The 26872-nt window shown below is 68.6% G+C and carries 25 protein-coding genes; 12 read left to right on the forward strand and 13 right to left on the reverse strand.

Features of this window, described 5'->3' with window-relative positions; all coding sequences use genetic code 11:
• Nucleotides 1–127 precede the first annotated feature (127 nt).
• Both hisC and J2852_RS17300 read right to left on the reverse strand, forming a co-directional pair.
• Nucleotides 128–1219, reverse strand: a complete 1092-nt coding sequence (gene hisC, locus J2852_RS17295) for a histidinol-phosphate transaminase (protein ID WP_209877742.1) — start codon at nt 1217–1219, stop codon at nt 128–130.
• 6 nt (nt 1220–1225) lie between these two features.
• A complete protein-coding gene (locus tag J2852_RS17300; protein WP_209877750.1) occupies nt 1226–2122 on the reverse strand; it encodes a chorismate mutase in 897 nt (298 codons plus the stop codon).
• A 164-nt stretch (nt 2123–2286) separates the two neighbouring features.
• Between J2852_RS17300 and metX the strand changes: the two genes are divergently transcribed.
• The 3 genes from metX (at nt 2287) to J2852_RS17315 (ending at nt 4768) form a co-directional block, all read left to right on the forward strand.
• Nucleotides 2287–3486, forward strand: coding sequence for a homoserine O-acetyltransferase MetX (gene metX / locus J2852_RS17305; RefSeq protein WP_209877751.1), 1200 nt, complete (start codon nt 2287–2289; stop codon nt 3484–3486).
• Between the two features lie 16 nt (nt 3487–3502).
• A complete protein-coding gene (gene metW / locus J2852_RS17310) occupies nt 3503–4168 on the forward strand; it encodes a methionine biosynthesis protein MetW (RefSeq protein ID WP_209877753.1) in 666 nt (221 codons plus the stop codon).
• A gap of 75 nt (nt 4169–4243) precedes the next feature.
• A complete protein-coding gene (locus tag J2852_RS17315) occupies nt 4244–4768 on the forward strand; it encodes a PRC-barrel domain-containing protein (RefSeq protein WP_209877755.1) in 525 nt (174 codons plus the stop codon).
• 26 nt (nt 4769–4794) lie between these two features.
• Here J2852_RS17315 and J2852_RS17320 read toward each other — a convergent pair whose 3' ends face one another.
• Together J2852_RS17320 and J2852_RS17325 are read right to left on the reverse strand one after the other, a co-directional pair.
• Nucleotides 4795–5544 carry an SDR family oxidoreductase gene (locus J2852_RS17320; protein ID WP_209877757.1) on the reverse strand — a complete coding sequence of 250 codons (750 nt, stop codon included), beginning with the start codon at nt 5542–5544 and terminating at the stop codon, nt 4795–4797.
• Nucleotides 5545–5642: 98 nt separating this feature from the next.
• A complete protein-coding gene (locus J2852_RS17325; protein ID WP_209877759.1) occupies nt 5643–6212 on the reverse strand; it encodes an RBBP9/YdeN family alpha/beta hydrolase in 570 nt (189 codons plus the stop codon).
• A 92-nt stretch (nt 6213–6304) separates the two neighbouring features.
• Between J2852_RS17325 and J2852_RS17330 the strand changes: the two genes are divergently transcribed.
• Complete coding sequence (locus tag J2852_RS17330; RefSeq protein WP_209877761.1) at nt 6305–7516, forward strand: methyl-accepting chemotaxis protein; 1212 nt, start codon at nt 6305–6307, stop codon at nt 7514–7516.
• Nucleotides 7517–7519: 3 nt separating this feature from the next.
• Here J2852_RS17330 and J2852_RS17335 read toward each other — a convergent pair whose 3' ends face one another.
• Nucleotides 7520–8299: a class I SAM-dependent methyltransferase gene (locus J2852_RS17335; RefSeq protein WP_425514388.1), complete on the reverse strand. Its 780-nt coding sequence runs from the start codon at nt 8297–8299 to the stop codon at nt 7520–7522.
• A gap of 40 nt (nt 8300–8339) precedes the next feature.
• Between J2852_RS17335 and gloB the strand changes: the two genes are divergently transcribed.
• Genes gloB through J2852_RS17350 form a run of 3 tightly spaced genes read left to right on the forward strand, consistent with a single transcriptional unit; the run spans nt 8340 to nt 10171 of the window.
• Nucleotides 8340–9101 carry a hydroxyacylglutathione hydrolase gene (gloB, locus tag J2852_RS17340; RefSeq protein ID WP_209877763.1) on the forward strand — a complete coding sequence of 254 codons (762 nt, stop codon included), beginning with the start codon at nt 8340–8342 and terminating at the stop codon, nt 9099–9101.
• A 37-nt stretch (nt 9102–9138) separates the two neighbouring features.
• Entirely contained in the window at nt 9139–9744 is a 606-nt protein-coding gene (locus J2852_RS17345) for a glutathione S-transferase C-terminal domain-containing protein (RefSeq protein WP_209877765.1), read from the forward strand.
• 4 nt (nt 9745–9748) lie between these two features.
• Entirely contained in the window at nt 9749–10171 is a 423-nt protein-coding gene (locus J2852_RS17350; RefSeq protein WP_209877767.1) for a cupin domain-containing protein, read from the forward strand.
• Nucleotides 10172–10196: 25 nt separating this feature from the next.
• Here J2852_RS17350 and cueR read toward each other — a convergent pair whose 3' ends face one another.
• On the reverse strand, nt 10197–10613 hold the full coding sequence (gene cueR / locus J2852_RS17355) for a Cu(I)-responsive transcriptional regulator (protein WP_209877769.1): 417 nt from the start codon (nt 10611–10613) through the stop codon (nt 10197–10199).
• Nucleotides 10600–13044 carry a heavy metal translocating P-type ATPase gene (locus tag J2852_RS17360; protein WP_209877771.1) on the reverse strand — a complete coding sequence of 815 codons (2445 nt, stop codon included), beginning with the start codon at nt 13042–13044 and terminating at the stop codon, nt 10600–10602. Before J2852_RS17360 ends, cueR begins: the two co-directional genes overlap by 14 nt.
• A 198-nt stretch (nt 13045–13242) precedes the next feature.
• Between J2852_RS17360 and fbaA the strand changes: the two genes are divergently transcribed.
• On the forward strand, nt 13243–14322 hold the full coding sequence (gene fbaA / locus J2852_RS17365; RefSeq protein ID WP_209877773.1) for a class II fructose-bisphosphate aldolase: 1080 nt from the start codon (nt 13243–13245) through the stop codon (nt 14320–14322).
• A 338-nt stretch (nt 14323–14660) separates the two neighbouring features.
• Complete coding sequence (locus J2852_RS17370) at nt 14661–17606, forward strand: hybrid sensor histidine kinase/response regulator (protein WP_209877775.1); 2946 nt, start codon at nt 14661–14663, stop codon at nt 17604–17606.
• A gap of 13 nt (nt 17607–17619) precedes the next feature.
• Here the strand turns inward: J2852_RS17370 and J2852_RS17375 are convergent, their stop codons facing one another.
• Nucleotides 17620–17820 carry a heavy-metal-associated domain-containing protein gene (locus tag J2852_RS17375; RefSeq protein WP_209877778.1) on the reverse strand — a complete coding sequence of 67 codons (201 nt, stop codon included), beginning with the start codon at nt 17818–17820 and terminating at the stop codon, nt 17620–17622.
• Between the two features lie 138 nt (nt 17821–17958).
• On the opposite strand from J2852_RS17375, the gene J2852_RS17380 reads away from it, so the two are divergent.
• Entirely contained in the window at nt 17959–18726 is a 768-nt protein-coding gene (locus J2852_RS17380; protein ID WP_246499768.1) for a hypothetical protein, read from the forward strand.
• Nucleotides 18727–18949: 223 nt separating this feature from the next.
• On the opposite strand, the gene rpmB is transcribed toward J2852_RS17380, so the two are convergent.
• The 5 genes from rpmB to J2852_RS17405 all read right to left on the reverse strand — a co-directional run bounded on the left by rpmB (nt 18950) and on the right by J2852_RS17405 (nt 23865).
• Entirely contained in the window at nt 18950–19249 is a 300-nt protein-coding gene (gene rpmB / locus J2852_RS17385) for a 50S ribosomal protein L28 (protein ID WP_209877780.1), read from the reverse strand.
• A gap of 163 nt (nt 19250–19412) precedes the next feature.
• Nucleotides 19413–20204: a phasin family protein gene (locus J2852_RS17390; RefSeq protein WP_209877782.1), complete on the reverse strand. Its 792-nt coding sequence runs from the start codon at nt 20202–20204 to the stop codon at nt 19413–19415.
• A gap of 203 nt (nt 20205–20407) precedes the next feature.
• Nucleotides 20408–21403 carry a methylmalonyl Co-A mutase-associated GTPase MeaB gene (meaB, locus tag J2852_RS17395; RefSeq protein WP_209877784.1) on the reverse strand — a complete coding sequence of 332 codons (996 nt, stop codon included), beginning with the start codon at nt 21401–21403 and terminating at the stop codon, nt 20408–20410.
• A gap of 26 nt (nt 21404–21429) precedes the next feature.
• Nucleotides 21430–21984 carry a biliverdin-producing heme oxygenase gene (locus J2852_RS17400; RefSeq protein ID WP_209877786.1) on the reverse strand — a complete coding sequence of 185 codons (555 nt, stop codon included), beginning with the start codon at nt 21982–21984 and terminating at the stop codon, nt 21430–21432.
• Nucleotides 21985–22008: 24 nt separating this feature from the next.
• On the reverse strand, nt 22009–23865 hold the full coding sequence (locus J2852_RS17405; protein ID WP_209877788.1) for an ABCB family ABC transporter ATP-binding protein/permease: 1857 nt from the start codon (nt 23863–23865) through the stop codon (nt 22009–22011).
• A 207-nt stretch (nt 23866–24072) separates the two neighbouring features.
• Between J2852_RS17405 and J2852_RS17410 the strand changes: the two genes are divergently transcribed.
• Together J2852_RS17410 and J2852_RS17415 are read left to right on the forward strand one after the other, a co-directional pair.
• Nucleotides 24073–26493 (forward strand): methyl-accepting chemotaxis protein, encoded by a 2421-nt coding sequence (locus J2852_RS17410; protein WP_209877790.1) that lies wholly within the window; start codon nt 24073–24075, stop codon nt 26491–26493.
• Nucleotides 26494–26702: 209 nt separating this feature from the next.
• Nucleotides 26703–26855, forward strand: coding sequence for a hypothetical protein (locus tag J2852_RS17415; RefSeq protein WP_209877792.1), 153 nt, complete (start codon nt 26703–26705; stop codon nt 26853–26855).
• Nucleotides 26856–26872: the final 17 nt, after the last annotated feature.

Genomic DNA, 26872 nt, shown 5'->3' on the forward strand with positions numbered 1-26872 from the left:
CTCCGCTTTAAACCACCAAGGCCGCGTGGGACCAAGCGAAAGTTTGCCGCGCACCCGAGCCGAAACAGCATCGGGCCGCCCCGAAGGACGGCCCGATGTCTTGTACACCGTGTGATCGATTGGCCGCTTACGCCGCCAGGAAGTCCTTCAGCGCCGTCACCACCTCGCGCATTTCGGCTTCGGTGCCGATGGTCACGCGCAGGCAGCTCGGCAGGCCGTAGGCGGGCATCTGGCGGACCAGGATGCCGCGCCCCTTCAGGAACTGGCGGGCCGCCTCGGCGTCGTCCTTGCCGGGCTTCTGGCCGGCGAAGTCCACCAGGATGAAGTTGGTCACGCTGGGGTGCGTCTTCAGGCCGAGGCCGTGGACTTCACCCGCGAACCACTCCCGCCACTGCTCGTTGTGGGCGCGGGAGCGTTCCAGGAACTCGCTGTCCTCGATGGCCGCGACGCCGGCCGCCTGGGCCGCCGCCGAGACGTTGAAGGGGCCGCGCACGCGGTTCAGCACGTCGGCGATAGCCGCCGGGCAGTAGGCCCAGCCGAGACGCAGGGAGCCCAGCGCGAAGATCTTCGAGAAGGTGCGGGTCATCACCACGTTGGGGTGACGGTCCACCAGCTCCTGACCCGCCGAATAGTCGTTGCTGTTCATGTACTCGGCGTAGGCCGCGTCGATGACCAGGATGACGTTGGACGGCAGGCCGGCGTGCAGGCGGGCCATCTCCTCGGCGGTGATGTAGCTGCCGGTCGGGTTGTTCGGGTTGGCGACGAAGACCAGCTTAGTGCGCGGCGTCACGCGGGCCAGTAGCTTGTCCACGTCGGTGGTCAGGTTCGTTTCCGGCGCCTTGACCGGGGTGGCGCCGACCGACTTGGCGCCGATCGGGTACATGAGGAAGCCGTGCTCGGTGTAGAGCACCTCGTCGCCCGGACCGGCGTAGGCGCGGATCAGCAGGCTGATGAGTTCGTCGGAGCCGGCGCCGCAGACGATGCGCTCCGCGTCCAGGGCGAAGCGGTTGGCGATGGCCTTGCGCAGCGCCGTCGAGCCGCCGTCGGGGTAGCGGTGCAGTTCGCCCGCGACGCGCTGGTACGCCTCCATGGCGCGGGCGCTGGGGCCGAGCGCGCCTTCGTTGGAGGCGAGGCGGATGTGCCCCGCGTGCTCGCCGCCGACATAGGGGGCGATATCGAGGATCCCCGGACGAGGAACCGGGCCATTCGACTGGGTCATGACAGATCAGGCCTTGCGGGCGTCGTTGGACAGGTGAAGCGGGACGGCGTAGCCGCCCACGATGTTGACCCGCACCGGGATCTCGCCCAGCCGCTCGGCGAAGGCGGACAGGCGCGGGTCGGTGTGATCGACGAAGTCGGCGATCTCCACCAGATGGATGGACGGACCGGACAGGTCCCTGGCGTGCCAGGTGCAAAAGCCGGTCGGCGGCAGGCCGCAGGCCTCCAGATGGTCCTTCAGCCGGCCGCGGCTGAGGTCGTGGCCGAGCTCGACGCCGAGCAGCGTGCGGTCGTCGCCGGTCGGCTCGTGCGGGACCAGCGCGATGGCCAGCGCGTCGCGGTCCTCGCCACGGGCGTTGCCGCGCGCCCCGAAGGGCAGCCGGGCCACGACCCGGGGCGTGCGCGCGTCGGACGACAGCAGGAACCGCCACCAGGGATCGCCGTCGTCCTCCGCCGGGTAGGGAACCACGCCGACGGTGGCCGTCCCCTCCGACACCGCGCGGATGGCGGCGACCGGGGTGTTCACGGCGGTCATGGCGACGAAGCTGCCGTAATGGTCGCGCGCCACGTCCCAGAAGCCGCGCCGATCCTCCGGCGCGTAGACGGCGACGGCGAAGGGCCCCTGAAGGCGGGTCAGCGCGGTGATCATCTCGCGCCAGATTCGCACGATCACGGCCGCCGGGAAGGAGCCGGCGTGACGCGCCATCAGGCGGCGCAGGATCACCGCCTCGCGCGCCGGGCGCAGATAGATGGACTGGGCGTTGGCGTGGGGGTCCGCCTGCCCCTTGGCGGCGCCGATCCGCTCCGCCACCGACGCGCGGCGCATCAGCAGGTCGTGGATCGCATCGTCGATGTGATCGATCTCGCGGCGCAGGTCGTCGAGGGGAGACTTGGGCGGGGGCATGGGGCGGGAGACCATCGAAATCGGGCCAGCGAAAACCGGGCCGGCGAAAACTCAGCCGGATAGTAGTAGTCCGCATGCTCCCTAAAATCAAAGAAAACGTTGACACCCCCAAGCCTTGCTCCGTAGCTATACGCTCCCTGTGTCCGGAGGCCTTGCAAACCGCCATGTCCGCGCCGAAACCCGCCGTCGTCGCGCCTGCCGACGCTGGGTCCTTGCCCGGCCACCGCGTCACGCTCGGCGTCGATCGGCCGATGCGGCTCGACAGCGGGGCGGAGCTGGGTCCCTTCGAGGTCGCCTACCAGACCTACGGAACGCTGAACGCCGACCGTTCCAACGCCATCCTGATCTGCCACGCGCTGACCGGCGACCATTACGTGCTGGACCAGCACCCAGTCACCGGCAAGTCCGGCTGGTGGGAGATGCTGGTCGGTCCCGGCAGGCCGGTGGACACCGACCGCTATTTCGTCATCTGCTCCAACGTCATCGGCGGCTGCATGGGCTCGACCGGTCCGAAGGAGATTGACCCGGCGACCGGCAAGCCCTACGGCCTGAACTTCCCGGTCATCACCATCGGCGACATGGTCCGCGCGCAGAAGCTGCTGGTCGAGCATCTGGGCATCGAGCAACTGTTCTGCGTGATCGGTGGGTCCATGGGCGGCATGCAGGTGCTGCAATGGGCGGTCGCTTATCCCGAGTCCGTGTTCGCGGCGGTGCCCATCGCCACGGCGGCGCGCCATTCCGCGCAGAACATCGCCTTCCACGAGGTCGGCCGCCAGGCGATCATGGCCGATCCGGACTGGGCCGGCGGCAACTACCTGCTGGAGGGCACGCGCCCCCACCGGGGACTGGCGGTGGCGCGCATGGCCGCGCACATCACCTATCTGTCGGAGCCGGCGCTGCACCGCAAGTTCGGCCGCAACCTGCAGAACCGGCAGTCCTTCACCTACGGTTTCGACGCCGATTTCCAGGTGGAAAGCTACCTGCGCCACCAGGGCATCACCTTCGTGGAGCGGTTCGACGCCAACAGCTACCTCTACATCACGCGGGCGATGGACTATTTCGATTTGGCCGGGGACCACGGCGGGTCGCTGCCCAACGCCTTCCGTAAGGACGGGCGCGGCACGCCGGTGCGCTTCTGCCTCGCCAGCTTCTCCAGCGACTGGCTGTTCCCGACCTCGGAATCGCGGGCCATCGTGCACGCGCTGAACGCGGTCGCCGCCAACGTCAGCTTCGTGGAAATCCAGACCGACAAGGGCCACGACGCCTTCCTGCTGGACGAGCCGGAGTTCCATCAGGTGGTCCGCGGCTTCCTGGAGGGCTGCGCCGAGCACCGGGGCCTGACCGCCCGCCGGCGCGCCCCCTGACACGAGTGCAGCAACGATGAGCCCCCTCGACGACAGCAGCGCCGCCTCCGTCCGCACCATCAGTGGGAACGGCAACGGCAACGGCATCCGCTTCGACCTGAAGCTGATCGCCGAGATGGTCGAGCCGGGCAGCCGCGTGCTGGACGTCGGCTGCGGCGATGGGACCCTGCTGGCCTTCCTCAACCGCGAGAAGGGCGTGGACGGGCGCGGGATCGAGCTGTCCATGGATGGCGTGCACCAGTGCGTGGCGCAGGGCCTGTCGGTGATCCAGGGCGACGCCGAGACGGACCTGAAGGACTATCCGGCCGATGCCTTCGACTATGTGGTCCTCAGCCAGACGCTTCAGGCCATGCGGCAACCGCGCACGGTGCTGGAGAACCTGACGCGCATCGGCCGGCGCGCCATCGTGTCGGTGCCGAACTTCGGCTACTGGCGCATCCGCCTGCAACTGCTGCTGACCGGCCGCATGCCGGTGACGGAGAAGCTTGGCTACCAGTGGTGGGAAACGCCCAACATCCACTTCTGCACGATCAAGGATTTCGTGACCCTGACCGAGGAAATGGGCATCCGGATCGAGCGCTGCATGATCGTGGACCGCGTCGGCCGCGTGACCGGGCACGCCCATTCGGGCTTCGCCAACCTGCTGGGCGAACAGGGCGTGTTCCTGTTGCGCCGGGGGTGAGACAACGGGCTGAGGCAACCCGTCCGGGGTTCGGGGTGTTTAAGGGCAAGGTCTTCGAAACGGGAGCTTTGCACCATGCGTATCGCCGCCGCCCTTCTGGCACCCTTCCTCATCGTGGGGGCGGCTTCCGCCCAGACCACCGGCGCCCAGAACACCGCCCCGGCTCCGGCGGCGGATCAGGCGCCCCTGATGACCGCTCCTCGCCCCGACGACACGCCGACCACCGACCCGACCAAATCCCAGGAGGGCGTCAGCGGCGCCGCCCCGTCGGATGAAATGCAGAAGGCGGCGCCCTCCGTCGCCTACAACCCGCGCGGACTGACCACCGCCGAGGCCCGGACACTGATCGGCAAGGAGTTGCGGACCCGCGACGGCCAGACCGGCGGCGCCATCCGCGACTTCACGCTGAGCGGGGACGACGGGCCGGTGGACCGTGTGGTGGTGGAGTCCGGCGCGAAGCTGGTCTCGTTGCCCGCCGACATGCTGCGCGTGGACACGGGCGGTGGCGGCGCGACGGTCGATGTGCCGCAGGCGGCTCTGACCTCCGCGCCGGAATACACCTACAGGGACGGCGAGAAGACGCTGGTCGGGAAGCCTTAGATCTCACGTACGGCTTCAGCCCGGGCTTACTTGACGGCGGCGTTTCCTCCGTCGGCGAAGAGGGCCGATCCGGCTACGAAGCTCCCCATGGGACCGGCGAGGAACAGCGCTGCCTGCGCTATTTCCTCGGGCTGCGCTATCCGCTTCAGCGCGTGCAGTCCAGCGGCCCATTCCTTTTGCGCGCTGTCTCCGGCCATCGCGGTGTCGACCCCGCCGGGAAGCAGCGCGTTCGCCCGGATGCCGTGGCCGGCATAGTCGGCGGTGAGGCCCTTCACTAGCCCCATGAGGCCGGCTTTCGCGGCGGCATAGGCCGCCATGCCGGGAAGGCCGACGCTGGTTCCCACGAAGCTCGACGTGACGATGATCGAACCGCCGCCCCGATCGAGCATGGCGGGAACCTGACTGCGCGCACCAAGGAAGGCCGCCGTCAGATTGATCGACAGGACCTGCTGCCATTCCATCGGCGTGATCGCCGCAAGCGGTTTGAGGGGACCGACGGTTCCCGCGTTGTTGAAAGCGATGTCGAGCCCTCCGAATTCCTTCAGCGCGGTCTCGACCAGTTCCTCATGCGTGTCCGCTTCGGCGACATCTCCGGCCACCGCCCGCGCACGGCCGCCGGCGGCCTTGATCGCCGCAACGGCTTTGTCCAAAGCGGCGCCGGTCCGCGCGTTGACGACCACGGCGGCCCCTTCTGACGCGAACAGCTTTGCCGTCGCGAGGCCGATCCCGGCGGACGCGCCCGTAACGATGGCCACCTTGTCTTGCAGCATGGGCATTGCTTCTCTCCTCGGTTGGATGAGCATGCCTAAGCAACTCGGTAGATGTCCGACACCCGATTCTTGCTACGCAGGGGTGTTTGCCCGGTATCCGGCCTTCATCGGAAATCGGCCTGCGTCCCCACCTCCCTCAACAGGTCCAGCACCAGCCGCTCGCCGTCCGGCCAGGGGCCGAGGCCCGACGCCGTGTTGATGTGGCCAAGGGGGCCGGCGTCGATGAAGTCGGCTCCCCACCCGACCGCGAAGCCGCAGGCGCGGTTGATGGCGCAGTAAGGGTCGTTGTTGCCCGCGATGACCACGGTGTGGAAGGGCAGCGGGTCGTCGGGCACCGGGGCGAAACAATGCACCTCCGGCGGGGTATGCTTCGCCGATTCGACGTCGGACGGGGCGACCAGCAGGGCGGCGGCGACCTTGCCGACCGACGGGCTCGTGCGCGCCCAATGGGCGACCAGCACGCAGGACAGGCTGTGGGCGATCAGCACGACCGGGGCTCCCGAGTCGGCCACGGCGGCTTCCAGCGCGGCTTCCCAATCCTCCCGATTCGGGGCGTCCCAATCCGCCTGTTCGACGCGGCGGAAGGCCGGGTGGCGGCCCTGCAACCACGTCTGCCAATGCTCGGGCCCCGAATTGCCGAGCCCCGGCAGGATCAGAACGCTCGCCTTCGCCATTTCTTCAACCTCGCGTTAATGTCATATCACTATGCTAGCCAAACGATAAGGCCGGACAACAGTGCCCCAAACCCTCGATAGGGAGGAACAGCTTGGAACTCAGCGCCCGCACCGCACAAGAGATCTGTGACAACATCGGCCGCGAGCTGGAGGTTGTCGTTTCCTTCATGGGGCCGGGGGGTTCGATCATCGCCTCCACCGCCCGCGAGCGGATCGGCAGCACCCACCCCATCGCCGCCGACATCATGGCCGGCCGCACCGACGAGCGCGCGGTGACCAGGGAGGAGGCGAAGGCCAACCCCGCCATGCGCGAGGGCTACAACGTCTCCATCGACGTGGACGGCAAGCGGGTCGCCTCGCTGGGCGTCGCGGCACCGGTCGATCAGGCCCGCCGCTACGCCCGCATCGCCCGGCACTGGGCCATTTCGACCATCCGGGCCGAGGTGGCGGAGACGCAGCGCACCCAGCTGCTGCGCGAGCTGTCCGACCGGCTGGAGCGCGACGTCGGCGGGCTGATGAGCGAGGCGGCCGAGGCCGGGCGCAAGCTGGACGAGGCGGTCGGCGGGGCCAAGCGCGCCAGCGGCGACTGCCTGCGCCAGACCGGCGATGCGGCGGCGGCGGCGCGCGCCGTCGACGGGTCGGTCAGTGCCATCGTCGGCGTCATCGACCGGCTGTCCTCCACCGCCCAGCGCATCTCCGGCGACACCGCCAAGGCGCGCGAGATCAGCCAGGCGGCAGCCGTCGATTCCGACCGCGCCACCACGGTCATGACCTCCCTGCGCGCGGCAGCGGAGCAGATCGCCAGCGTGGTGAAGCTGATCAACGCCATCGCCAGCCAGACCAACCTGCTGGCGCTCAACGCGACCATCGAGGCGGCGCGCGCGGGCGAGGCCGGCCGGGGATTCGCGGTCGTGGCGAACGAGGTCAAGGCGCTGTCCCGCCAGACCGCCGACGCCACCAAGCAGATCGCCGATCAGGTCGCCAACCTGCAACGCGAGACGGCGGCGGTGGACGAGGCGCTGGGCCGCATCCATTCGACCATCGGGTCGATTCAGACCATCAACGACACGGTGGCCGCCGCCATCGACGAGCAGGCGGGCCTGACCGCCGAGGTGTCGCGCAACATCGACCGTTCCCGCCAGGACGCGACGGAGGCCGAGCGCAGCATCGGCGACGCCGAACGGACGGTCGGCGGCGTGTCGCAGACGTTGGACACGCTGAGCACGCTGGCGCAGACCCTGACCACGCGCGTCAGCGGCCTGAACGCCCGCGTCGGCGACGTGCTGCGACAGATGCGAGGGTAAGGCTCAGGGCTCCTCGGACACCCGCCATGCGCCCGACCCCGCCGGCCGGCGGGCGGGGGCGGTTCCGCCGGGAAGCGGGACGATCAGGCGGCGCTTCGTCGGCTGCGCCTTGCGCGCCACGCCGGCGAAGATCTGCTTGGACGCCTCGATCATGGTGACGCCGGCGAAGGCCTTGAACCAGCGCTCGCCCACCTCCTCCCACGCGGGCGCGGTCTTCAGCAGGAAGCGGGAGCGTAGCGGCGGGATGAACAGGGCGTGGCCGGTGCGCTCCGGCACGAACATGGTGTCGCGCAGAACCTGCTTCAGTTGCGAGGCCGAATAGGGAAAGCCATGGCCGAAGGGCGTCCAGTCGGCGCGCGCCCACAAGCCGCGCCGGTTCGGCACCACCGCCAGCACGCGCCCGCCGCCGGCCAGCACGCGCCAGATCTCGCGCATCATGGGGCGCAGTTGCTCCGTGCCCTCCAGCCCGTGGACGAGCAGCACGCGGTCCACCGACATGTCGGCCAGCGGCAGGTCGGCCTCGTCGCCCAGCGCCACCAGCCCCGGCCCCTCCGGCGGCCAGAAGGCGACGCCCTGGCTGGCCGGCATGATGGAGATGACACGCTCCGCCTCGCTCTGGAAGGGGCGCAGATAGGGTGTGGTGTAGCCGACCCCCAGCACGATCTGACCATGCACGTCCGGCCAGATCATGCGGATGCGCCGGCGGATCATCCGCCGCGCCGCCTGACCCAGGCTGGACTCATAGAACTCCCGAAGGTCTACAATATCGGTGTACATGGTCATCCGAAGTTACCACGTTTCTCTGCGGGAGGGGCCCTCGGCCATGGAGATCCACCTCGTTCCGGCTTTCGCCGACAATTACATTTACCTGCTTCGCGATCCGGCCAGTGGCGCCGTTGGTGTCGTGGACCCCGGAGACGCCAAATCGGTGGAGGCGGAGCTGTCGCGGCGCGGCTGGACGCTCACGCACATCTTCAACACCCACCACCACAACGACCACATCGGCGGCAACCACGACCTGAAGACGCGCACCGGCGCCGACGTGATCGGGGCGCGCGCCGACGTGGCCCGCATACCCGATATGGAGACGTGCCTGGGCGAAGGCGAGACCATTTCGTTCGGATCGCAGACCGCGCGCGTTCTTTTCATCCCCGGCCACACCTCCGGCCACATCGCCTTCTGGTTTCCGGAGGCCAAGGCGGTCTTCTGCGGTGACACGCTGTTCGCGCTGGGCTGCGGCCGGCTGTTCGAGGGCACGCCCGCGCAGATGTGGGATTCGCTGAAGAAGCTGCGCGACCTGCCCGGCGACACGCGCGTCTATTGCGGGCACGAATACACCCTGTCCAACGCCCGGTTCGCGGTGACCATCGAGCCCGGCAACGCCGAACTCCAGGCCCGCGCGAAGGAGATCAAGGCCACGCGGGATCGCGGCGAGCCGACGATTCCCACCACCATCGAGCTTGAGCGGCGCACCAACCCGTTCCTGCGCGCCGATGTGGCCGAGGTGCAGGCGTCCATCGGCATGGCCGGCGCCGATCCGGTGGAGGTCTTCGCCGAAATCCGCCGCCGCAAGGACAGTTTCTGATATAGGCTTGCCGCACCCCGCCGGGAGGAGACGAAGAATGAAGCTGCGCTGGAGCCCGACCTCGCCCTACGTCCGCAAGGTCGTCATGGTGGCGATCGAATGCGGGCTTGAGGACTCCATCGAAAGGCAGGAGACCAACGCCTGGTCGCCGGACACCGACCTGCCGCAGGACAACCCGCTGGGCAAGGTTCCGGCGCTGATCCTCAAAGAAGGCACGGCGCTCTACGACAGTCCGGTCATCGCCGAGTATCTGGACACGCTGCACGACGGCCGGCGCCTGTTCCCGCCGACCGGCCCGGCGCGCTGGACGGCGTTGCGCCTGCAAGCTCTCGCCGACGGCATCTGCGACGCGGCGATTCTGCGCCGGCTGGAAGCCAACCGCCCGGACGGCGAGAAGTCGCCGAGCTGGATGGAACGCCAGCGCCGCGCCGTCGCCCGCGCGCTCGACGTGCTGGAGGGCGAGGCCGCCGGGCTGGGCGATGAGCTGACCATCGGGACGCTATCCGTGCTGGTGGCGCTGGGCTATCTCGACTTCCGCTTCGGGCACGAGGACTGGCGGGAGGGCCGGCCGGCACTGACCCGGTGGTTCACCGCCATGGCCGACCGCGACAGCTTCCGCCGCACCGCGCCGCCGCCCGCGTGAATCGATGACGCCGGAACGCATCATTGAATTGCTGGGGATGCAGCCGCACCCCGAGGGCGGTCACTATGTGGAGACCTACCGCCACGCCCTGGAGGGCGGCGGGCGCGGGGTGAAAACCGGCATCTACTTCCTGCTGCGCGCGGGCGAGCGCTCGCACTGGCATCGGGTGGACGCGGTGGAAATGTGGCACTGGCACGCCGGCGGCGCGCTGGAACTGTCCATTTCCGAGGACGGGCGGTCGGTGGACCGCCTGATCCTCGGCATGGATCTGGAGCACGGCCAACGCCCCCAGGGCGTCGTCCCGGCCCACGCCTGGCAGGCGGCGCGTCCGCTGGACGGCTGGGTGCTGGTCGGCTGCACCGTCTCGCCGGCCTTCGAGTTCGCCGGTTTCGAAATGGCCCCGGAGGGCTGGGAACCGGGGCTGTAAGCCGCTTTCAGGAGCAGGCCGCGTTTCAGGAACAGCAGGAGCCGGCCGCCTCGTCCTCATGCGCCAGATCGTTCAGGATGGGGCAATCGGGGCGGTCGTCGCCGTGGCAGGCGTGGGCGAGGTGCTTCAGCGTGTCGCTCATGGTGCGCAACTCGGCGATCTTGGCTTCCAGTTCGGCGACATGCTCCAGCGCCACCCGCTTGACCTCGGCGCTGGAGCGGCTGCGGTCCTGCCATAGGCCGACGAGGGTCTGGATGCGCTCGATGCTGAAGCCCAGCGTGCGCGCCCGCTTGATGAAGCGCAGGACGTTCACGTCGTTCGGCGTGTAGACCCGGTAGCCGGAGGCGGTGCGGCCCGCCTCCGGAATCAGACCGATGGACTCGTAGTAGCGGATCAGCTTGGCGTTGACGCCGGACGCCTTGGCGGCTTCACCGATGTTCATGGTTTCCATCCACGGGCTTCCATCCACGGAGAGTGAGTGCGTTGGTGACGACGCTGACGGAGCTGAGCGCCATGGCCGCGCCGGCCAGGACCGGGCTGAGATAGCCGAACGCCGCCAGCGGGATGCCGACCACGTTGTAGGCGAAGGCCCAGAACAGCCCCTGCTTGATCTTGGCGTAGGTCCGCCGCGACACGTCGATGGAGCCGGCGACCAGACGCGGGTCGCCGCGCATCAGCGTGACGCCGGCCGTGTGCATCGCCACGTCGGTGCCGGTCGCCATGGCGATGCCGACGTCGGCCGCCGCCAGCGCGGGGGCGTCGTTGATGCCGTCGCCGACCATGCCGACCACCTTGCCCTCCCCCTTCAGGGTCGCCACGACATCGGCCTTGTCGCCGGGCAGAACCTCGGCGAAGACGCGGTCAATGCCCAGCTCGCGGGCGACGGCGTGGGCAGCACCCTTGCTGTCGCCGGTGACCATGACCGTTTCCACGCCCTGCTCCTTCAGCGAGCGGATGGCGGCGCGGGCGCTGTCCTTCACCGTGTCGCCGAAGGCCACGAGGCCGAGCGGGCGGAGGGTCGGAGCGGTTTCGGCGAGCCATGAGACGGTGTGACCGGACGCCTCCAGATCGGCGGCGCGGGCGTCCAGCGCCGGGTCGGCGATGCCGGTCTCCTGCATCAGGCGCTTGCTGCCGAGCAGGATGGAGCGGCCGTCCACCGTGCCCGACACGCCCCGGCCGGCGAGCGCCTTGAACTCCGCGAACGCGGCGGGGGCGACGCCCTGTTCCTCCGCGCGGGTGCGGACGGCGTGGGCCAGGGGGTGTTCGCTGCCGGACTGGAGGGTCGCGGCGAGGCGCAGGAGGTCCGCCTCGGTGATGCCCCCGGCGGAGACGAGGTTGGTGACGCGGGGCTTGCCCTCCGTCAGGGTGCCGGTCTTGTCGAAGGCGACGGCGGTGATGGCGTGGGCATGCTCCAGCGCCTCGGCGTCCTTGATGAGGATGCCGTGCCGCGCGGCGACCCCCGTGCCGACCATGATGGAGGTCGGGGTGGCGAGGCCCAGCGCACAGGGGCAGGCGATGACCAGGACCGACACCGCCGTGACGATGGCGGCCTCCACGTCGCCGGTGGTCGCCCACCAAGCGGCGAAGGTCACGGCGGCGATTACCAGGACGACCGGCACGAAGACCGCGCTGACCTTGTCCACGAGACGCTGGATCGGCGCCTTGGACGCCTGGGCGCCCTCCACCATGCGGACGATCTTCGCCAGCATGGTTTCGGAACCGACGGCGAGGGTCTCGATGACCAGAAGGCCGTCCACGTTGATGGACCCGCCGGTGACGCGGGAATCCGGCGCCTTCTCCACGGGCAGGCTCTCGCCGGTCAGCATGGATTCGTCCACGCTGCCCGCCCCCTCGACCACGCGACCATCCACGGGGATGCGCTCGCCGGGGCGGACGACGACGGTGTCACCGACGCGAACCTGCTCCACCGGGATTTCGGCCTCCGTGCCGCCGCGGCGGACGCGGGCGGTGTCGGGGCGCAGGTCCATCAAAGCGCGGATGGCTGCCGCCGTCTGGCCCTTGGCGCGGGCCTCCAGCCACTTGCCCAGCAGCACGAAGGCGGTCAGCACCGCCGAGGCTTCGAAATAGAGGTGCGGCGTGTGACCGGGATGCGCGGTCAGCATCATGTAGACGCTGAGGCCCCAGGCCGCCGAGGTGCCGAGCGCCACCAGCAGGTCCATGTTGCCGGACCCGGCGCGCAGCGCCTTCCAGCCGGCGCGGTAGAAGCGCCAGCCCAGCCAGAACTGGACGGGGGTGGCGAGCAGGAACTGCGCCCAGGGGGGCAGCATCAGGGGCACGCCCATCAGATCCCCGACCATGCCCACGACCAGCGGGGCCGATAAGGCGGCGGCAATCAGGACATGGTTCAGTTCGCGCCGGCTGCGGTCGGCCGCCGCGTCCGTGGCGGGGGCGGCGTCGGTGACGACGGGGGCGGCGGTGAAGCCGGTCATTTCGATGGCTTCGGCCAGCCGGCTCGCATCCACCGCGCCGGTGTAGGCGACGACGTGCGCGCGTTCGGTGGCGAGGTTTACGGCGGCGCTTTCCACGCCCGGCACGCGCAGCAACGCCTTTTCGACGCGCGCGACGCAGGAGGCGCAGGTCATGCCGCCCACGGTCAGATCGAATTCCTGCTTCTGCGGCTCGTAGCCCGCCATCTCGATGGCTTCGGCCACGGATTTGGCGTCGGGCCGGTCCGCGAAGGTGACGTGCGCGCGTTCGGTGGCAAGGTTGACCGAGACGCCGGTGACGCCGGGCACGCGCGACAGCGCCTTTTCCACCCGGCCCACGCAGGACGCGCAGGTCATCCCCGAAACGCCGATGTCGAGCGTCGCGGCGTCTGTGTTTTGGCCGGTTTGGACAGCTGCGGTGGACATGGTGGTCCTTCCCAATAATCTTGCGCTGCACCCCCATATGAGGCTTCCAGCGATTGGAAGGTCAAGGGGCTGAATTCAGCAGGCTGAATCCGAGGGGCTGAATTCGGGTCTCCCAGGGACACATGACGGAAGTGGGATGGAAACTTGCCACGTTCCTCCGTAGCTCTTAGGGCACGAACCAGAGGAGGACCCGTCCTTATGCCCACCGAGACAAAACTGCAGCCCGGCGTCGTGACCGGAGAGGACTACCGCCGGCTGGTCGCCGCCTGCCAGGAGGGTGGGTACGCCCTGCCCGCCGTCAACGTGGTCGGCACCAACAGCGTCAACGCCGTGCTGGAGGCGGCCGCCAAGAACCGGTCGGACGTGATCGTCCAGCTGTCCAACGGCGGCGCCCGCTTCTTCGCCGGGGAAGGTATGAAGGACGCGCTCCAGGCCCGCATCCTGGGCGCCGTGTCCGCCGCCCAGCACGTCCATCTGCTGGCCAAGGAATACGGTGTCTGCGTCGTGCTGCACACCGACCACGCCAACAAGGGCCTGATCCCTTGGGTCGAAGGCATGATCGCCCACGGCGAGGAGTTCTTCCGCCGCACCGGCAAGCCGCTGTTCAGCTCCCACATGCTGGATTTGTCGGAGGAGCCGCTGGAGGAGAACCTCGCGGAATGCGCCCGCATCCTGAAACGCCTCGCCCCGCTGGGCATGGCGCTGGAGATCGAGCTGGGCGTTACCGGCGGCGAGGAGGATGGCATCGGGTCCGAGGACCTGGAGGCCGCCGACAACGCCCGCCTCTACACCCAGCCGGAAGACGTGCTGCACGCCTATGAGCTGCTGTCACCCATCGGCACCTTCTCGGTCGCGGCGTCCTTCGGCAACGTGCACGGGGTCTACGCGCCGGGCAACGTGAAGCTGCGGCCGGAGATTCTGGGCGCCTCGCAGGAGCTGGTGGCGCAGCGCCACGGCGGCGGGAAGAAGCCGCTGGCGCTGGTATTCCACGGCGGTTCCGGCTCCGAGAAGGAGAAGATTGCGCAGGCCGTGGGCTTCGGCGTGTTCAAGATGAACATCGACACCGACACCCAGTTCGCCTTCGCCGAGAGCATCGGGCGCTTCGTCCTGGAAAACGAGGCGGCCTTCCGCCACCAGATCCATCCGGAAACCGGAAAGCCGCTGAAGAAGCTGTACGACCCGCGCAAGTGGCTGCGCGAGGGCGAGGCCGGCATCGTCCGCCGCCTGGACGAAGCCTTCGCCGACCTGGGATCGGCCGGCCGGACGCTGGCCGGCTGAGCGACGGCCACCCCTCTTCCGCCCGTTGGCGGGAGAGGGGGCTGCGCAAAAGACGTAGAGAGCAAAGAAAGCAAAAAAGGGTCGAGGCTCTGGAAATTTTCCTATTTTCCTTTGGGCTCCGCACGCAACCAACGCATGCAAACACCTGAAATCATGGTATAACGAAGAAACTGCGCACGAGATAATGCGCGCGTCATGTGTAGTTTCTAAAAACTACGAACAAGCAAAAGATTAAAAGGGATCTCGCGAAGCTGCAAAATGCAGTGAAAAAGCATTGTCTGACCATTCAATACCATATTACCCTTGGTTTTCTAAGCGCTCGAGTCTAGCGTGGCGCCATGAAGCTGGATACACGCCTTTCCACGCTTGCCGCCGTTGCCGCGTTGCCAGTCGTACTGTTTGCAGCAGTGCTGCTGTTTCTCTACGGGAACGAGCGACGGACGGTGGTGGAACAGGCGCTGCACGCCAAGGCCAGCGGCGCTGTGTCCGCGGTGGAACGGCAGATCGCCAACGAATTCGGCGTGCTGAACGCCCTGGCGACCTCGGAGGCGCTCGACAAACCCGACCTGACCGCCTTTCGAATCCAGGCCCAGCGCGTGCTGGACACCCAGCCGACATGGGGCGCCATCGTGCTGAACCAGCGCGATCGGCAACTCATGAACACCCGGATCCCTCACGGCGAACCGCTGCCGATGACCATCGAGGCGGAAAGCCTGGACCGCGTCCTGACCACCGGCCGCCCGCAGGTGAGCGACATCCTGCGCATGCCGGAGTGGAGCCCGGTGCCTTTCCTGCTGGTCCGCGTGCCGGTGATCCGGGATGGCGCCGTGCGTTACGCGCTGACCGCCTACATGCCGGCCTATCCTCTGGCCCAACTGCTGCGGGAACAGGTGTCGCCCCAGGACTGGCGGATGGGGATTCTCGACCGGAACGGCCGGTTCGTGGCGCGGACCGCCTCGCCGCATGCGCTCGACCCGGCAATCGGCGCCCTGCCCCCGCAACGCGTGCGGGACGGTCTTGCCGAAGCGTCCGCCAGAAACGGCATCTTCACGATCCCGGCGTCCAACGGCCGGCCCGTCACGGGCGCCGCCGTCCATTCCGAACTGACCGGCTGGACGGTGATGGCCGGAAACGACACCGACACGGTCACGTGGGCGACGCACCGCTCGGTCATCCTTGCTGGGCTGGGCGGCCTGCTGGCGGTGTGCTGCGCCACCGCCTTGGCCTGGGGACAGATCCGCGCCCACCAGCGCCAGCGTGAGGCGGAGCGCATCGTGGCGGAGGTCGAAACCGAACGCGCCGTGACCAACCGGCTGAGTGACATCGCCGCGCATTTTCCGGGAGTGCTCTACCGACGCGTCCTGAAGGACGGCGTCATCAGCTACCCCTACATCAGCAATTACCGCCACGTGGTGGCGGACGCGACCGGGATCGCGGCCGGCAGCGTCGATGGCGAGGCCTTCGCCCGCGCCATCGAGACCCGCATGACCCCGGCCTCCCGCCAAACGTGGAAGGACACCATCGAGCGGTCCGCCCGAACCGGGGAACCCTACGCCGCCGACCTGGAGATCCTGGCGCCCGACGGCTGCATCCGCACGCTGCGCAGCCTCGCTCAGACGCGCCGGGCCGCCGATGGTTCGGTGATCTGGGACGGGTTGATCCTGGACGTCACCGAAGCGCTGGAGGCCGAGACCCGGTCGCGCGTCAACGACGAACGCCTGCGGCTGGCGGCGGAGGCCGCGCGCCTCGGCACCTTCGACCTGGACATCACCGCCAGGAAGCTGACCTGGTCGCCGCGCTGCAAGGCCATGTTCGGACTGCCGCCGGACGCGGAGGTGAACGGCGCCGTCTACCTGTCGCGGGTCCACCCCGACGACATCGCCAAGGTCCGCAAGGCGGAGGCCGGCGCCTTCGATCCGGACGGGCCGGGAGAATACAACGTGCGCTTCCGCGCGCTCTGGCCCGACGGCACGGTCCGCTGGCTGGAGGCGCTGGGCAAGGTGCTGTTCGAGGGCGAGGGAGGCGAAGGACCGAACAGGCGTCACCCCGCCCGCCTGATCGGCACAGTGATGGACGTGACCGAGAACCGGCGCGCCGAACGCGCGTTGAAGGATGCGCGGGACCGCGCCGAACAGGCCAATCGGTCGAAGTCCAAGTTCCTGGCCGCCGCCAGCCACGATCTGCGCCAGCCGCTGCAGTCGGTGTTCCTGTTCACCGAGGCCCTGCAGCCGCACATCCGCGACGCGGGCGGCCGCGAGAAGCTGATGCATCTGGAACGCGGGCTTGACGCGCTGAAGGGCCTGCTGGACAGCCTGCTGGACGTGTCGAGCCTGGACGCCGGCATCGTCACGCCGGTAATCGAGGACGTGCCCCTCGCCAGGCTGTTCGAGGAATTGGCGGTCGCCTACACGCCGGTGGCGTCCGGCAAAGGGCTGAGCTTTCACATCGACGCGGATTGCGCCTGCGTCCGCAGCGACCGGACGCTGCTGGCGCGCATGCTGCGCAACATCATCGAGAACGCCATCCGCTACACCGCCAAGGGCGGCATCCGCATCGCCTGCAAGCGGACCGGCGACCGCGTGGTGATCGACGTGGCGGACACCGGCATCGGCATCCCCCCGGAGCATCTGGAGCGCATCTGGGAGGAATTCCATCAGGTCGGCAATCCGGAACGCGACCGCCAGCAGGGCACCGGCCTTGGGCTGGCCATCGTGCGGCGCATCGCGTCCCTGCTGGATCACCCCGTGTCCGTCCGCTCGGCGCCGGGACGCGGGTCGGTGTTCAGCATCGATCTGCCGGCCGGCCATACCGCCGCGGCGACGCCGTTCATCGCCGCGCCCGCGCGTGAGCGGCCGGGAACCGGCCAGTTCGCGGTCGTCGTGGACGACGACGCCATCGTCCTGCTGGGCCTGAAGACGATGTTCGAGGAATGGGGCTACGACGTGCTGGTGGCCGGCTCCACCCAGGACGCCGTGCAGAAGCTGGAGGGCATGGGGCGGCGGCCGGACGTTCTGGTGGTCGATTACCGGCTGCGCAACGGCCGGGTGGGAACCGAGGCCATCACCGCCATCCGCCGGATGTTCGACGCCGACATTCCCGGCCTGATCCTGACGGGCGAAACGGCGGAGGACTGCCGCAAGGACGCGGCCCAGCATGGACTGGGGCTCATCCACAAGCCGGTTACGCCGCGTCAGCTCGGCCAAGCGCTCCAACGGCACCGGACGAAGACGAACGCGGCGGAGGACGCCGGCCGGGAGGCGGTCTCCCTGCCCCCCTTGCCGTGATTCAATCGCGTCCTTAGGCGAGCCCTTCGGCGTCGAAACCAGCGTTGGACAGAGCCTTGCGCAGGGCCTCGGCATCCGGGGCGCCGGTCACGCGGACGTCCTTCGTCGCGACGTCGATCTGCACATCCTCGACACCGGCGACGGCGCCGAGCGCCTTGCGCACGGACGCGGCGCAGCCGCCGCAGGTCATGCCGGGAACCTTGAACGCAACCATGGTCGATCTCCTTCGTTGAAAGGTGGTCATGCAAGGAGCGTCCGCCTTCCAGCGATGGGAAGGTCAAGCGGGAAATTCACGGACCTTCCAGCCCTTCCCGGTGTTGATGCCGGCAGTCTTTCAGGAAGGGGGCGGACGATGCGGTTGGCGGGTGTCGCGGTGCTGCTGGGGGCGATGTTTCCGGGGATGGCGCTGGCGCAGGCGCAGGATGCGGAGCACATGAAGCTGTCCACCGGCCTGCCGATCAGCATCGAGGACGCCGCGAAGATCGAAAAGGGCAGCGTCGATGTGAAGATGCGCGGCTATTACGACCGGCTGAAGGAAAATGGCGGACGCAACCTGTTTACCCTCGATCCGGAATTCGAGGTCGGAGTCGCCGACGGCTTGGCGCTGAAGCTGTCACCGGCCTACCGCCTGGGCAACGCTGAGGACGCCCAGCAGGGTGACCTGGAACTGAAGGCCGAATACAACATCCTGGCGCCGACGCAGGGACGACTCGGCCTTTCCATCGAGCCGGTGGTCGCCCTGCCCTACGGGTCCGGCGGCAAGACGACCGAGGCCGGGGCCTCGTTGCGCGTGACGCAGCCGCTGGGCACGTCCGACACGGCGCCGCGCCTGCATGTGAACCTCGGCTGGCGGCACCTGTTCGACCCGGCCCCGGACGAGCGCGACAACCGGTTCCTGAAGGCGGCGGGCGTGAACGTCGCGGTGGCGCCGGTGACGGCGGTGGCCTTCGACGTGGTGCGCGAGGAGTCGAAGGAAGACGGCAAGGCCCGGAATTTCGTGGAGGCCGGCGTGCGGCACATGCTGGCCGAGAAACTGGCGGTTGGTGCCGGGGTGGGCGTCGGGTTCGGTCCCGATTCGCCGCGCTACCGGGTGCTGGTCGGGGTGCAGAAGTCGTTCTGACGCGCCCTGAACCTATAACGAAACAGCCTGCAGCGAAACAGCCTGTACCGAAACGCGCACACGACAAAACGCGCGCGGGACCTTGCGGCCTCGCGCGCGACACTCACAACCGGGAGTCGGAGTCGTCCTGGCTTGGGGCTCTATCGCCCGTGGGCGGAAGGCGGACCTTCCGCCGCAGCAACACCAGACGGTCGGGAGCGCGAAGAGCGCCCCCGGGCCGGGATCAGGCCGCGACGGCCTGCTTGTCCTGCGCCTTGGCGATGCGGCGCTTCAGGCGGCGCGCATCGTCGCTCAGGACGGCGTCCTTCGCGTCGAGCAGGAAGGCGTCAAGGCCGCCCTTGTGCTCAATCGAACGGATCGCGTTGGTGGAGAGGCGCAGACGCACCATCTGACCCAGCGCATCGCTCAGCAGCGAGGTTTCCTGCAGGTTCGGCTGGAAACGGCGGCGGGTCTTGTTGTTGGCGTGGCTGACGTTGTTGCCAAACTGCGTGCCCTTGCCGGTCACGGAGCACCGACGTGCCATCGGACTGATCCTTTATTTTAGCAAATGAAACCCGGTTCCGGGCGTTATGCCACCCGAAGAGAGGCGGCGTTATAGTCGAACAAGCGCGCGCCCGTCAAGGAAGGAAGAGACGGGCGCGCGCCGATCGACGGACCCCTGGCTGGAGAGGCCCGCGATGCCGGTGTTACTCGGCCACGGGCGCGGCGGCCTTCGGGGCTTCGGTCTTAACCTCGGGGGCCTTCACCTCGGCCTTCGCTTCGGGGACCTTCACCTCAGGAGCCTTGGGCGCGGGAGCCGGGGCGGGCTTGGCGGCTTCGACCTTCGGGGCCTCAGCCTTGACCTCGGGAGCCTTCACTTCCGGAGCCTTGGGAGCGGGCGCCGGAGCGGCGGCGGGCTTCGGAGCCTCGGCCTTGGGGGCGGCCTTGGGCGCCTCGGCCTTCGGAGCGACCTTCTTCGGCGCGGCGGCCTTCGGGGCCGGCTTCGATTCGACCTTCGCGGGCGCCGGAACCGGAGCGGCGGCCGGGGCCGTCGCCTTCACCTCGGGGGCCTTGGGCACGGCAACCTTGGGCGCGGGGGCCTTGGGAGCCGGAGCGGGAGCCGGGACCGGGGCGGCCTTCGGAGCGGCCGTCTGGGCGGGGATCGGGGCAAGGACGGCGGAGGCCTGCACGGCGCCAACCTCGGCGGCCAGCTTGGAGGACACGTCCAGGAAGGTCTGAACCTGATCGGTGACGCGGGCCTGGGCGACGCTCAGCCACTCGCGCTGGAGGGCGGTGAGATCGGCGGGGTTGCGGACCTTGCTCAGCTCACCGACGAGGCGGGTGGTCTCGCCGACGCTGGCGGTCACGCCGTCGAACCAGCGACGGTAGCCGTCCTGCAACACGCCCGCGATGCGGGTCGGCAGAGCGGCGTTGGATTCGGTGTTGTTCTTGGCGAGCGTGCCGAACTGCCCGAGAAGGCCCAACAGATTGGCGTTCATCCCTAAAGTCTCCTGACTGCGAATCGACGCGGAGGCTGAAACGGAAAGGCCAACTCCGGCGAACATTCCGGGAGACTGCGGGCAAAAACCTTCGCCCAAACGCCAAAAAGGCGCTCCTTTCCCGCCCATTGCACCTTATGCACGGGAATGACGCGTTGCAATAAAAATGTTGCAGCGCAGCAAGAGCGCTGCGCGGCCGCGCCCTACTCCACCGGGCGCCCCAGGAACTTCTCCAGCAGCGCGCGGGCGGCAGCGGTCGGGGTAATGGCGCCGCCGGTCACCCGCGCTTCCAGCGTGGCGAGGTCGGCGCGAACGGCCGGATGGGCCTGGAAGGCCTCCACCAGCGTCTCGCGGATCTCGTTCCACAACCAGGCGCGGGCCTGCTCGGACCGCCGCGTGACGCGAGCGCCGGAGGCCTCCATGGCGGCCTTGTGCTCGCCGATGGTGGTCCAGACCTGATCGATACCGGCCTTGTTGACCGCCGAGCAGCTGAGCACCGGCACCCGCCAGTCGCCGTGCCGCAGCAGCATCAGCGCGTGCCGGTAGTCGGCCACTGTGTGGCGCGCGGTCGCGGCGAGGTCGCCGTCCGCCTTGTTGACGACCAGGAGGTCGGCCAGCTCCACAATGCCCTTCTTGATGCCCTGAAGCTCGTCGCCGCCGGCGGGGAGCAGCAGGAGCATGAACAGGTCCACCATGTCGGCGACCGCCGTTTCCGACTGGCCGACGCCCACCGTCTCCACGACGATCACGTCGAAGCCGGCGGCCTCGCAGATCAGCATCGCCTCGCGCGTGCGCCGCGCCACGCCGCCCAGCGTGGAGCCGGCGGGAGACGGGCGGATGAAGGCGTTGGCCTCGCGCGACAGGTCCACCATGCGCGTCTTGTCGCCGAGGATGGAACCGCCGGTGCGCTGGGATGTCGGGTCGATGGCCAGAACCGCAACGTTGTGGCCGAGCCCAATGACGTGCAGCCCGAACGCCTCGATGAAGGTGGACTTGCCCACGCCCGGGACGCCCGAGATGCCGACGCGCACCGAATTGCCGGTGTGGGGCAGCAGCGCCTCCAGCAACTGGTCGGCCTGTGCACGGTGGTCGCGGCGGGTCGATTCGATCAGCGTGATGGCGCGGGCGAGCGCGCGGCGGTCCCCACGGCGCACCGCTTCGGCGAGCGCGGCGGGGGTGTGGGCGGAGGAGGTCGTCATGGAAGGGAAACTAGCGGGGCGGAGCCTTAGGATAAAGCCTCCATGCGACCGTCCAGCCAGCGTTCGAGCGCGGCGAAGAGCGCGACGGCGGTGGCGCAGGCCTCGTCCCTGGATTCCGGCTTGGCAAGGTCGGTTTCCAACTGGGAGAGGAGCGCCTTCCAGCGGCCGGCCATGTCGATACCGGACGAGGCCAGAAAGCGCGCGCCGCGGGTGCCGTCAAAGCCGAGGCTTCGCGTGATGTTGGGCAGCATGGCGCGTCCGCCGTGGGCCGAGCCGTCCAGCACGTAACGGGCGGCAAGGCGCGCGGGGCGGCTGTCCAGCGGCGGAAGGTCGGTGGCGACCGGCTGCGAGTCGGCATCAAGGCCGAGGTCCGCGAGATCGGCGCGCAGCAGGTCCAGGCGCGCGCCCTCACCCAAGGTTTGCTCGATGGGGGCGTTGAAGCCGTGCAGCGCGACCAGGGCGGCGCGGTATTGGGCCACGGTGATCGCGGGGCTGGTCAGCGGACGCAGGACCGGAGCCTTGTCCAGCCGGTCGTGGATCACTTGAGTCGCCGCGCGCAGGGCTTGCCGGGCCGGTCCCATGGGGGCTCCGTTGGTGTTTGGCGGTCAGGTCGGGGCGAGGACTTCGGGGACGGGCTCGGGGCCCTGTGAGGTCTCCTGCTGGCGCGCCCACAGCGCGGCGTAGGCACCGCCGCGCGACAGCAGGTCGGCGTGGCGGCCCCGCTCAATCACGCGGCCGGCTTCCAGCACGAGAATCTCGTCGGCGTCGATCACCGTGGACAGGCGGTGCGCGATGACCAGGGTGGTGCGGCCACGGCTGACCTCGCGCAGGTTGGCTTGGATCTCGCGCTCGGTGTGGGTGTCCAGCGCGCTGGTCGCCTCGTCGAACAGGAGGATGCCGGGGTTCTTCAGGATGGTGCGGGCGATGGCGACGCGCTGCTTCTCACCACCGGACAGCTTCAGCCCGCGCTCGCCCACCGTGGTCTGGTAGCCGTCGGGCAGCGCCATCACGAAGTCGTGGATGTGGGCGAGCTTCGCGGCCTGCTCGACCTCCACCGGGGAGGCGCCGGGGCGGCCGTAGGCGATGTTGTAATAGACCGTGTCGTTGAACAGCACCGTGTCCTGCGGAACGATGCCGATGGAGGCGCGGAGGCTCGATTGGGTCACGTCGCGCAAATCCTGCCCGTCGATCAGGATGCGGCCGGCCGACACGTCGTAGAAGCGGAACAGCAGGCGGCTGATGGTCGATTTGCCGGCGCCGGACGGGCCGACGATGGCGACCGTCTTGCCGGCCGGCACGGTGAAATCCACCCCCTTCAGAATCGGACGGCGCGGGTCGTAGCCGAACTCGACGGTCTCGAACCGGATTTCGCCGCCGGTGACGACGAGCGGCTTGGCGTCGGAGCTGTCGGCGACCTCCCGGTCCACGGACAGCAGCTTGGTCATCGCCTCGATGTCGGTCATCGACTGCTTGATCTCGCGGTAGACCACGCCGAAGAAGTTCAGCGGCTGGTAGAGCTGCAACAGGTAGGTGTTGACCAGAACGAAGTCGCCCAGCGTCATCGAACCGTTGGCGATGCCGCGCGCCGCCATGCCCATGACGACCGCGAGGCCCAGGGAAATGATCGCCGACTGGCCGATGTTCAGGAACGACAGGCTCTGCTGGCTCTTCACGGCGGCCTGCTCGTAAGAGCCGAGCGCAGCGTCGTAGCGGCGCGCCTCGTGCTCCTCGTTGCCGAAATATTTGACGGTCTCGTAGTTCAGAAGGCTGTCGATGGCCTTGGTGTTGGCCTTGCTGTCGGTGTCGTTCATGGCGCGGCGGAACTGGATGCGCCATTCCGACACGAAGAACGTGTAGGCGATGTAGCCGAACACCGTCACGAAGGTCGCCAGCGCGAACCAGCCGTTGAACATCCGCCACAGGATGACGCAGACCAGCCCGATCTCCACCAGAGTCGGCACAATGGAGAACAGCGTGTAGCGCAGCAGCGATTCGATGGCCCGCGTCCCGCGCTCCAGCGAGCGGGTCAGGCCGCCGGTCTGCCGTTCGAGGTGAAAGCGCAGGGACAGGGCGTGCAAATGGCGGAAGACCGACAGGGCGACCCGCCGGATCGTGCGTTGCGCCACCTTGGCGAAGACGGCGTCGCGCAGTTCCGCGAAGACCAGCGACATCACGCGCGCCAAGCCGTAGGCAACGATAAGGCCGAGCGGGATCGCCACTGCCGCCCCGGTTTCCGCCGGGGCCAGCGCGTCCACCGCCTGTTTGTAGAAGATGGGAACGTAGACGTTCGCCGCCTTGGCCCCGACCAGCAGCAGCATCGCCAGCGCCACGCGGACGCGCATCTCGACCGAATCGCGCGGCCAGAGATACGGCAGGAGCGAGCGCAGGGCCGCGAACTCGCCCGTGCTGGACGCCGCCTCGGCGTAGTTGGGGACGGGGCTGGCGGATCGGCTGCGGCGCATGGAAACAGACTCAGGGGGAATTTCGGGGAGACGGGCTGCCCTAACCTAGGCGCCCGGGGCGCGTTCGCAAAGGGTTGCCGTGCCCCCGCGCATGGCTGCCCTGCGGTGAACCGCCGCAAACATTAGATTTTCGTCAAAAAGTAAAGAGAGTTGAAACACGGATCCCGTATGGTCACGGCATTATCGCTCGCTGGGATTCATCCGACCATGCAGAACGCCAGCTTTTCCGGCCGCTTCAAGGTGGGAACCCGCATCTATTCGGGCTTCCTGCTGATCCTCGCGCTGCTGGGCCTCGTCGTCGCCGTCGGGGTGCGCGCGCTGTCCACCACGGACGCCGATTTCGACCGCTATGCCAGCATCTCCGACAACTCGCTCCGCGTGGCGGAGTTGGAGGCCAAGGTGGCGGAGATGCGGCGCAACGTCCTGAATTACTCCTTCACCGGCGACGACGCGATGATCGGCCGGGTCAAGGAGATCCAGAAGACGCTGGAGCATGAGCTGCGGACCGCCCGCGACGCCACGCTCGATCCTGGCCGCCGTGCCAACCTGGACCGGATGATCCAGTATTTCCAAAGCTATCAGGCCAATTTCGGCAAACTGGCCGAGGTGCGCGAGCGGCGCGACCAGTTGGTGGCCGAGCAGTTGAACCCCATCGGGGCGAAGGCCACGGCCAACCTGGAAAGGATCCTCGCCACGGCCGCCGCCGACGGCGACCAGGAGGCCGCCGCGCTGACCGGCGCCGCGCAGGAAAAGCTGATGGGGGCGCGCCTCGCCGCCCTGCGTTTCCTGATCGAGCCGAACCAGACGCTGGCGGACGAGGTGAAGATCCGGAACGACGCCTTCAACACGCTGCTTCACCCCCTGGCCGAACGGCTGCGGAACCCGGAGCGCAAGCGGCTGGCGCAGGAAACCGACCAGCTGTCCGACCGCTATGTGGAGACGTTCGCCCAGGTGGCCGCCGCCGTGATGGCAACGCAGGACCTGGCTTTCAACGTGATGGCCAAAGAGGCGGCGGAATTCGGCGATCTGGCCGCCAAGACCGTACAGATGCAGACCCAGGCCCGCAAGGTCATGCATGACGAGATGCAGGCGACCATGGAAGGCACCATGTCTGCCGACATCTGGATCGCCGTGGCGGCCCTGCTGGTCGGCCTGCTGGTGGCGTGGGCCGTGGCACGCTCCATCGTCAAGCCGGTGGTCGAGATGACCGGCACGATGACCAAGCTGGCCGAGGGCGACCTGACCGTGACCATTCCGGCCCTGGCCAACCGGGACGAGATCGGCCGGATGGCCAAGGCGGTGGAGGTGTTCAAGGACAACGCCATCCAGAAGAAGCGCATGGACGAGGCCGAGCGCGAACGGCTGGAAGCCGAGCGCCGCGCCGACGAGGCCCAGCGCGCCCGCGAGAAGGCCATCGGCGAGGAGATCGCCGCGCTGATCGACGGCGTGTCCAAGGGCGACCTGTCGCGCCGCCTCGATCTGGCCGGCAAGGACGGCTTCTACAAGACCATGTCGGAGGGCATCAACCGCCTGACCGACACGGTGGAGGCGGTCATCGACGACCTGGGCACGGTGCTGGGCGCGCTGGCTCAGGGCGACCTGAACAAGCGCGTCGAGCGCGATTACCAAGGTGCCTTCCAAAAGCTGAAGACCGACGTCAACGCCACCTCCGCCAAGCTCTCCGAAATCGTCGGGCAGATCACCCAAGCGGCCGAGACCATCGCGTCGGCTGCTGCCGAGGTGTCCACCGGTTCCGCCGACCTCGCCGAGCGGACCGAGCAGCAGGCCTCCTCGCTGGAGGAGACGGCGGCGAGCATGGAGGAGCTGGGCGCCACCGTGCGTTCCAACGCCGACAACGCCCAGCGCGCCAACACCATGGCCAGCGAGGCGCGGACGGCAGCCGAGTCGGGTGGCGGCGTGGCGGACTCGGCCATCGAGGCGATGAAGCGCATCGAAGGCGCCAGCCGCAAGATCACCGACATCATCGGCGTGATCGACGAGATCGCCTTCCAGACCAACCTGCTGGCGCTGAACGCGGCGGTGGAAGCGGCGCGGGCGGGCGATGCCGGGCGCGGCTTCGCCGTGGTGGCGCAGGAGGTGCGTCAGCTGGCGCAGCGCTCCGCCCAGGCGTCCAAGGAGATCAAGGGCCTGATCCTGGACAGCGACAGTCAGGTGAAGGACGGCGTGGAACTGGTCAAGAAGGCCGGCGACGCGCTGGAGGGCATCGTCTCCGGCGTGCAGCAGGTCGCCAGCCTGATCGCCGAGATGGCGTCGGCCAGCAGCGAGCAGGCCTCCGCCCTGGACGAGATCAACGCCACCGTCGCCCAGATGGACGAGATGACCCAGAAGAACGCCGCCCTGGTCGAGGAAACCACCGCCGCCGCCCAGGCGATGACCGGTCAGGCCGCCGACCTGAAGACGCTGATCGGCTTCTTCAAGCTGGACGCGCGCGCCGTCCAGGCGGTCGCCACGGCGACACGGCCTGTGGCGCAGCGGACCATCGCCGCGACCCGGCCGGCAGCCCGCGTGGCCGCAAAGCCGGCGGCGAAGCCGGTCGCCAAGCCCGCCGGGGCCGGCAGCGCGTTGAAGCGCAACATCAGCGACGACGACGATTGGAAGGAGTTCTGAGGGACTTCCAACGGCTTGGCAGCGGCCCGGCATTAGAGCGGATTTCGATCCGCTCTGGACCGCAACCGCGGGCCCGGACGCCCATGCGTCCGAAGCCCGGCCGGCAAGTGAGGCCATATGAATTTAAAGTGAACGACAGTTCGCTTTAACGGAACGGTGGCGATTGGCGTGGTTCAATCGCCACCGTTCTCGTTTCTGGAGCAAGCATCATGCGGCGCTGGTTTCTGCTTCTCCCCCTGACGGCGTGGCTGGCCGGCTGCGGCGTGGTCAGTGGTGCGGCCAGCGTGGCCGGCACGGCCGTCAGCATCACCGGCAAGGCGGTCGAGACCACCGTCGATGTGGTGACCTACCCAATTCGGTGAGCGGAGGCCGATTCGGT

The sequence above is a fragment of the Azospirillum soli genome (assembly GCF_017876165.1).
In the GTDB taxonomy this organism is placed as follows: domain Bacteria; phylum Pseudomonadota; class Alphaproteobacteria; order Azospirillales; family Azospirillaceae; genus Azospirillum; species Azospirillum soli.

Coding starts and splice junctions, on each gene's coding strand:
- J2852_RS17325 (WP_209877759.1), bottom strand. CDS start 6,212: ATGGCGAAGGCGAGCGTTCTGATCCTGCCGGGGCTCGGCAATTCGGGG.
- J2852_RS17410 (WP_209877790.1), top strand. CDS start 24,073: ATGCAGAACGCCAGCTTTTCCGGCCGCTTCAAGGTGGGAACCCGCATC.
- J2852_RS17405 (WP_209877788.1), bottom strand. CDS start 23,865: ATGCGCCGCAGCCGATCCGCCAGCCCCGTCCCCAACTACGCCGAGGCG.
- J2852_RS17390 (WP_209877782.1), bottom strand. CDS start 20,204: ATGAACGCCAATCTGTTGGGCCTTCTCGGGCAGTTCGGCACGCTCGCC.
- J2852_RS17400 (WP_209877786.1), bottom strand. CDS start 21,984: ATGGGACCGGCCCGGCAAGCCCTGCGCGCGGCGACTCAAGTGATCCAC.
- gloB (WP_209877763.1), top strand. CDS start 8,340: ATGGAGATCCACCTCGTTCCGGCTTTCGCCGACAATTACATTTACCTG.
- cueR (WP_209877769.1), bottom strand. CDS start 10,613: ATGAACATCGGTGAAGCCGCCAAGGCGTCCGGCGTCAACGCCAAGCTG.
- hisC (WP_209877742.1), bottom strand. CDS start 1,219: ATGACCCAGTCGAATGGCCCGGTTCCTCGTCCGGGGATCCTCGATATC.
- J2852_RS17375 (WP_209877778.1), bottom strand. CDS start 17,820: ATGGTTGCGTTCAAGGTTCCCGGCATGACCTGCGGCGGCTGCGCCGCG.
- metW (WP_209877753.1), top strand. CDS start 3,503: ATGAGCCCCCTCGACGACAGCAGCGCCGCCTCCGTCCGCACCATCAGT.
- metX (WP_209877751.1), top strand. CDS start 2,287: ATGTCCGCGCCGAAACCCGCCGTCGTCGCGCCTGCCGACGCTGGGTCC.
- J2852_RS17345 (WP_209877765.1), top strand. CDS start 9,139: ATGAAGCTGCGCTGGAGCCCGACCTCGCCCTACGTCCGCAAGGTCGTC.
- J2852_RS17300 (WP_209877750.1), bottom strand. CDS start 2,122: ATGCCCCCGCCCAAGTCTCCCCTCGACGACCTGCGCCGCGAGATCGAT.
- rpmB (WP_209877780.1), bottom strand. CDS start 19,249: ATGGCACGTCGGTGCTCCGTGACCGGCAAGGGCACGCAGTTTGGCAAC.
- J2852_RS17380 (WP_246499768.1), top strand. CDS start 17,959: ATGCGGTTGGCGGGTGTCGCGGTGCTGCTGGGGGCGATGTTTCCGGGG.
- fbaA (WP_209877773.1), top strand. CDS start 13,243: ATGCCCACCGAGACAAAACTGCAGCCCGGCGTCGTGACCGGAGAGGAC.
- J2852_RS17360 (WP_209877771.1), bottom strand. CDS start 13,044: ATGTCCACCGCAGCTGTCCAAACCGGCCAAAACACAGACGCCGCGACG.
- J2852_RS17335 (WP_425514388.1), bottom strand. CDS start 8,299: ATGACCATGTACACCGATATTGTAGACCTTCGGGAGTTCTATGAGTCC.
- J2852_RS17370 (WP_209877775.1), top strand. CDS start 14,661: ATGAAGCTGGATACACGCCTTTCCACGCTTGCCGCCGTTGCCGCGTTG.
- J2852_RS17315 (WP_209877755.1), top strand. CDS start 4,244: ATGCGTATCGCCGCCGCCCTTCTGGCACCCTTCCTCATCGTGGGGGCG.
- meaB (WP_209877784.1), bottom strand. CDS start 21,403: ATGACGACCTCCTCCGCCCACACCCCCGCCGCGCTCGCCGAAGCGGTG.
- J2852_RS17350 (WP_209877767.1), top strand. CDS start 9,749: ATGACGCCGGAACGCATCATTGAATTGCTGGGGATGCAGCCGCACCCC.
- J2852_RS17320 (WP_209877757.1), bottom strand. CDS start 5,544: ATGCCCATGCTGCAAGACAAGGTGGCCATCGTTACGGGCGCGTCCGCC.
- J2852_RS17415 (WP_209877792.1), top strand. CDS start 26,703: ATGCGGCGCTGGTTTCTGCTTCTCCCCCTGACGGCGTGGCTGGCCGGC.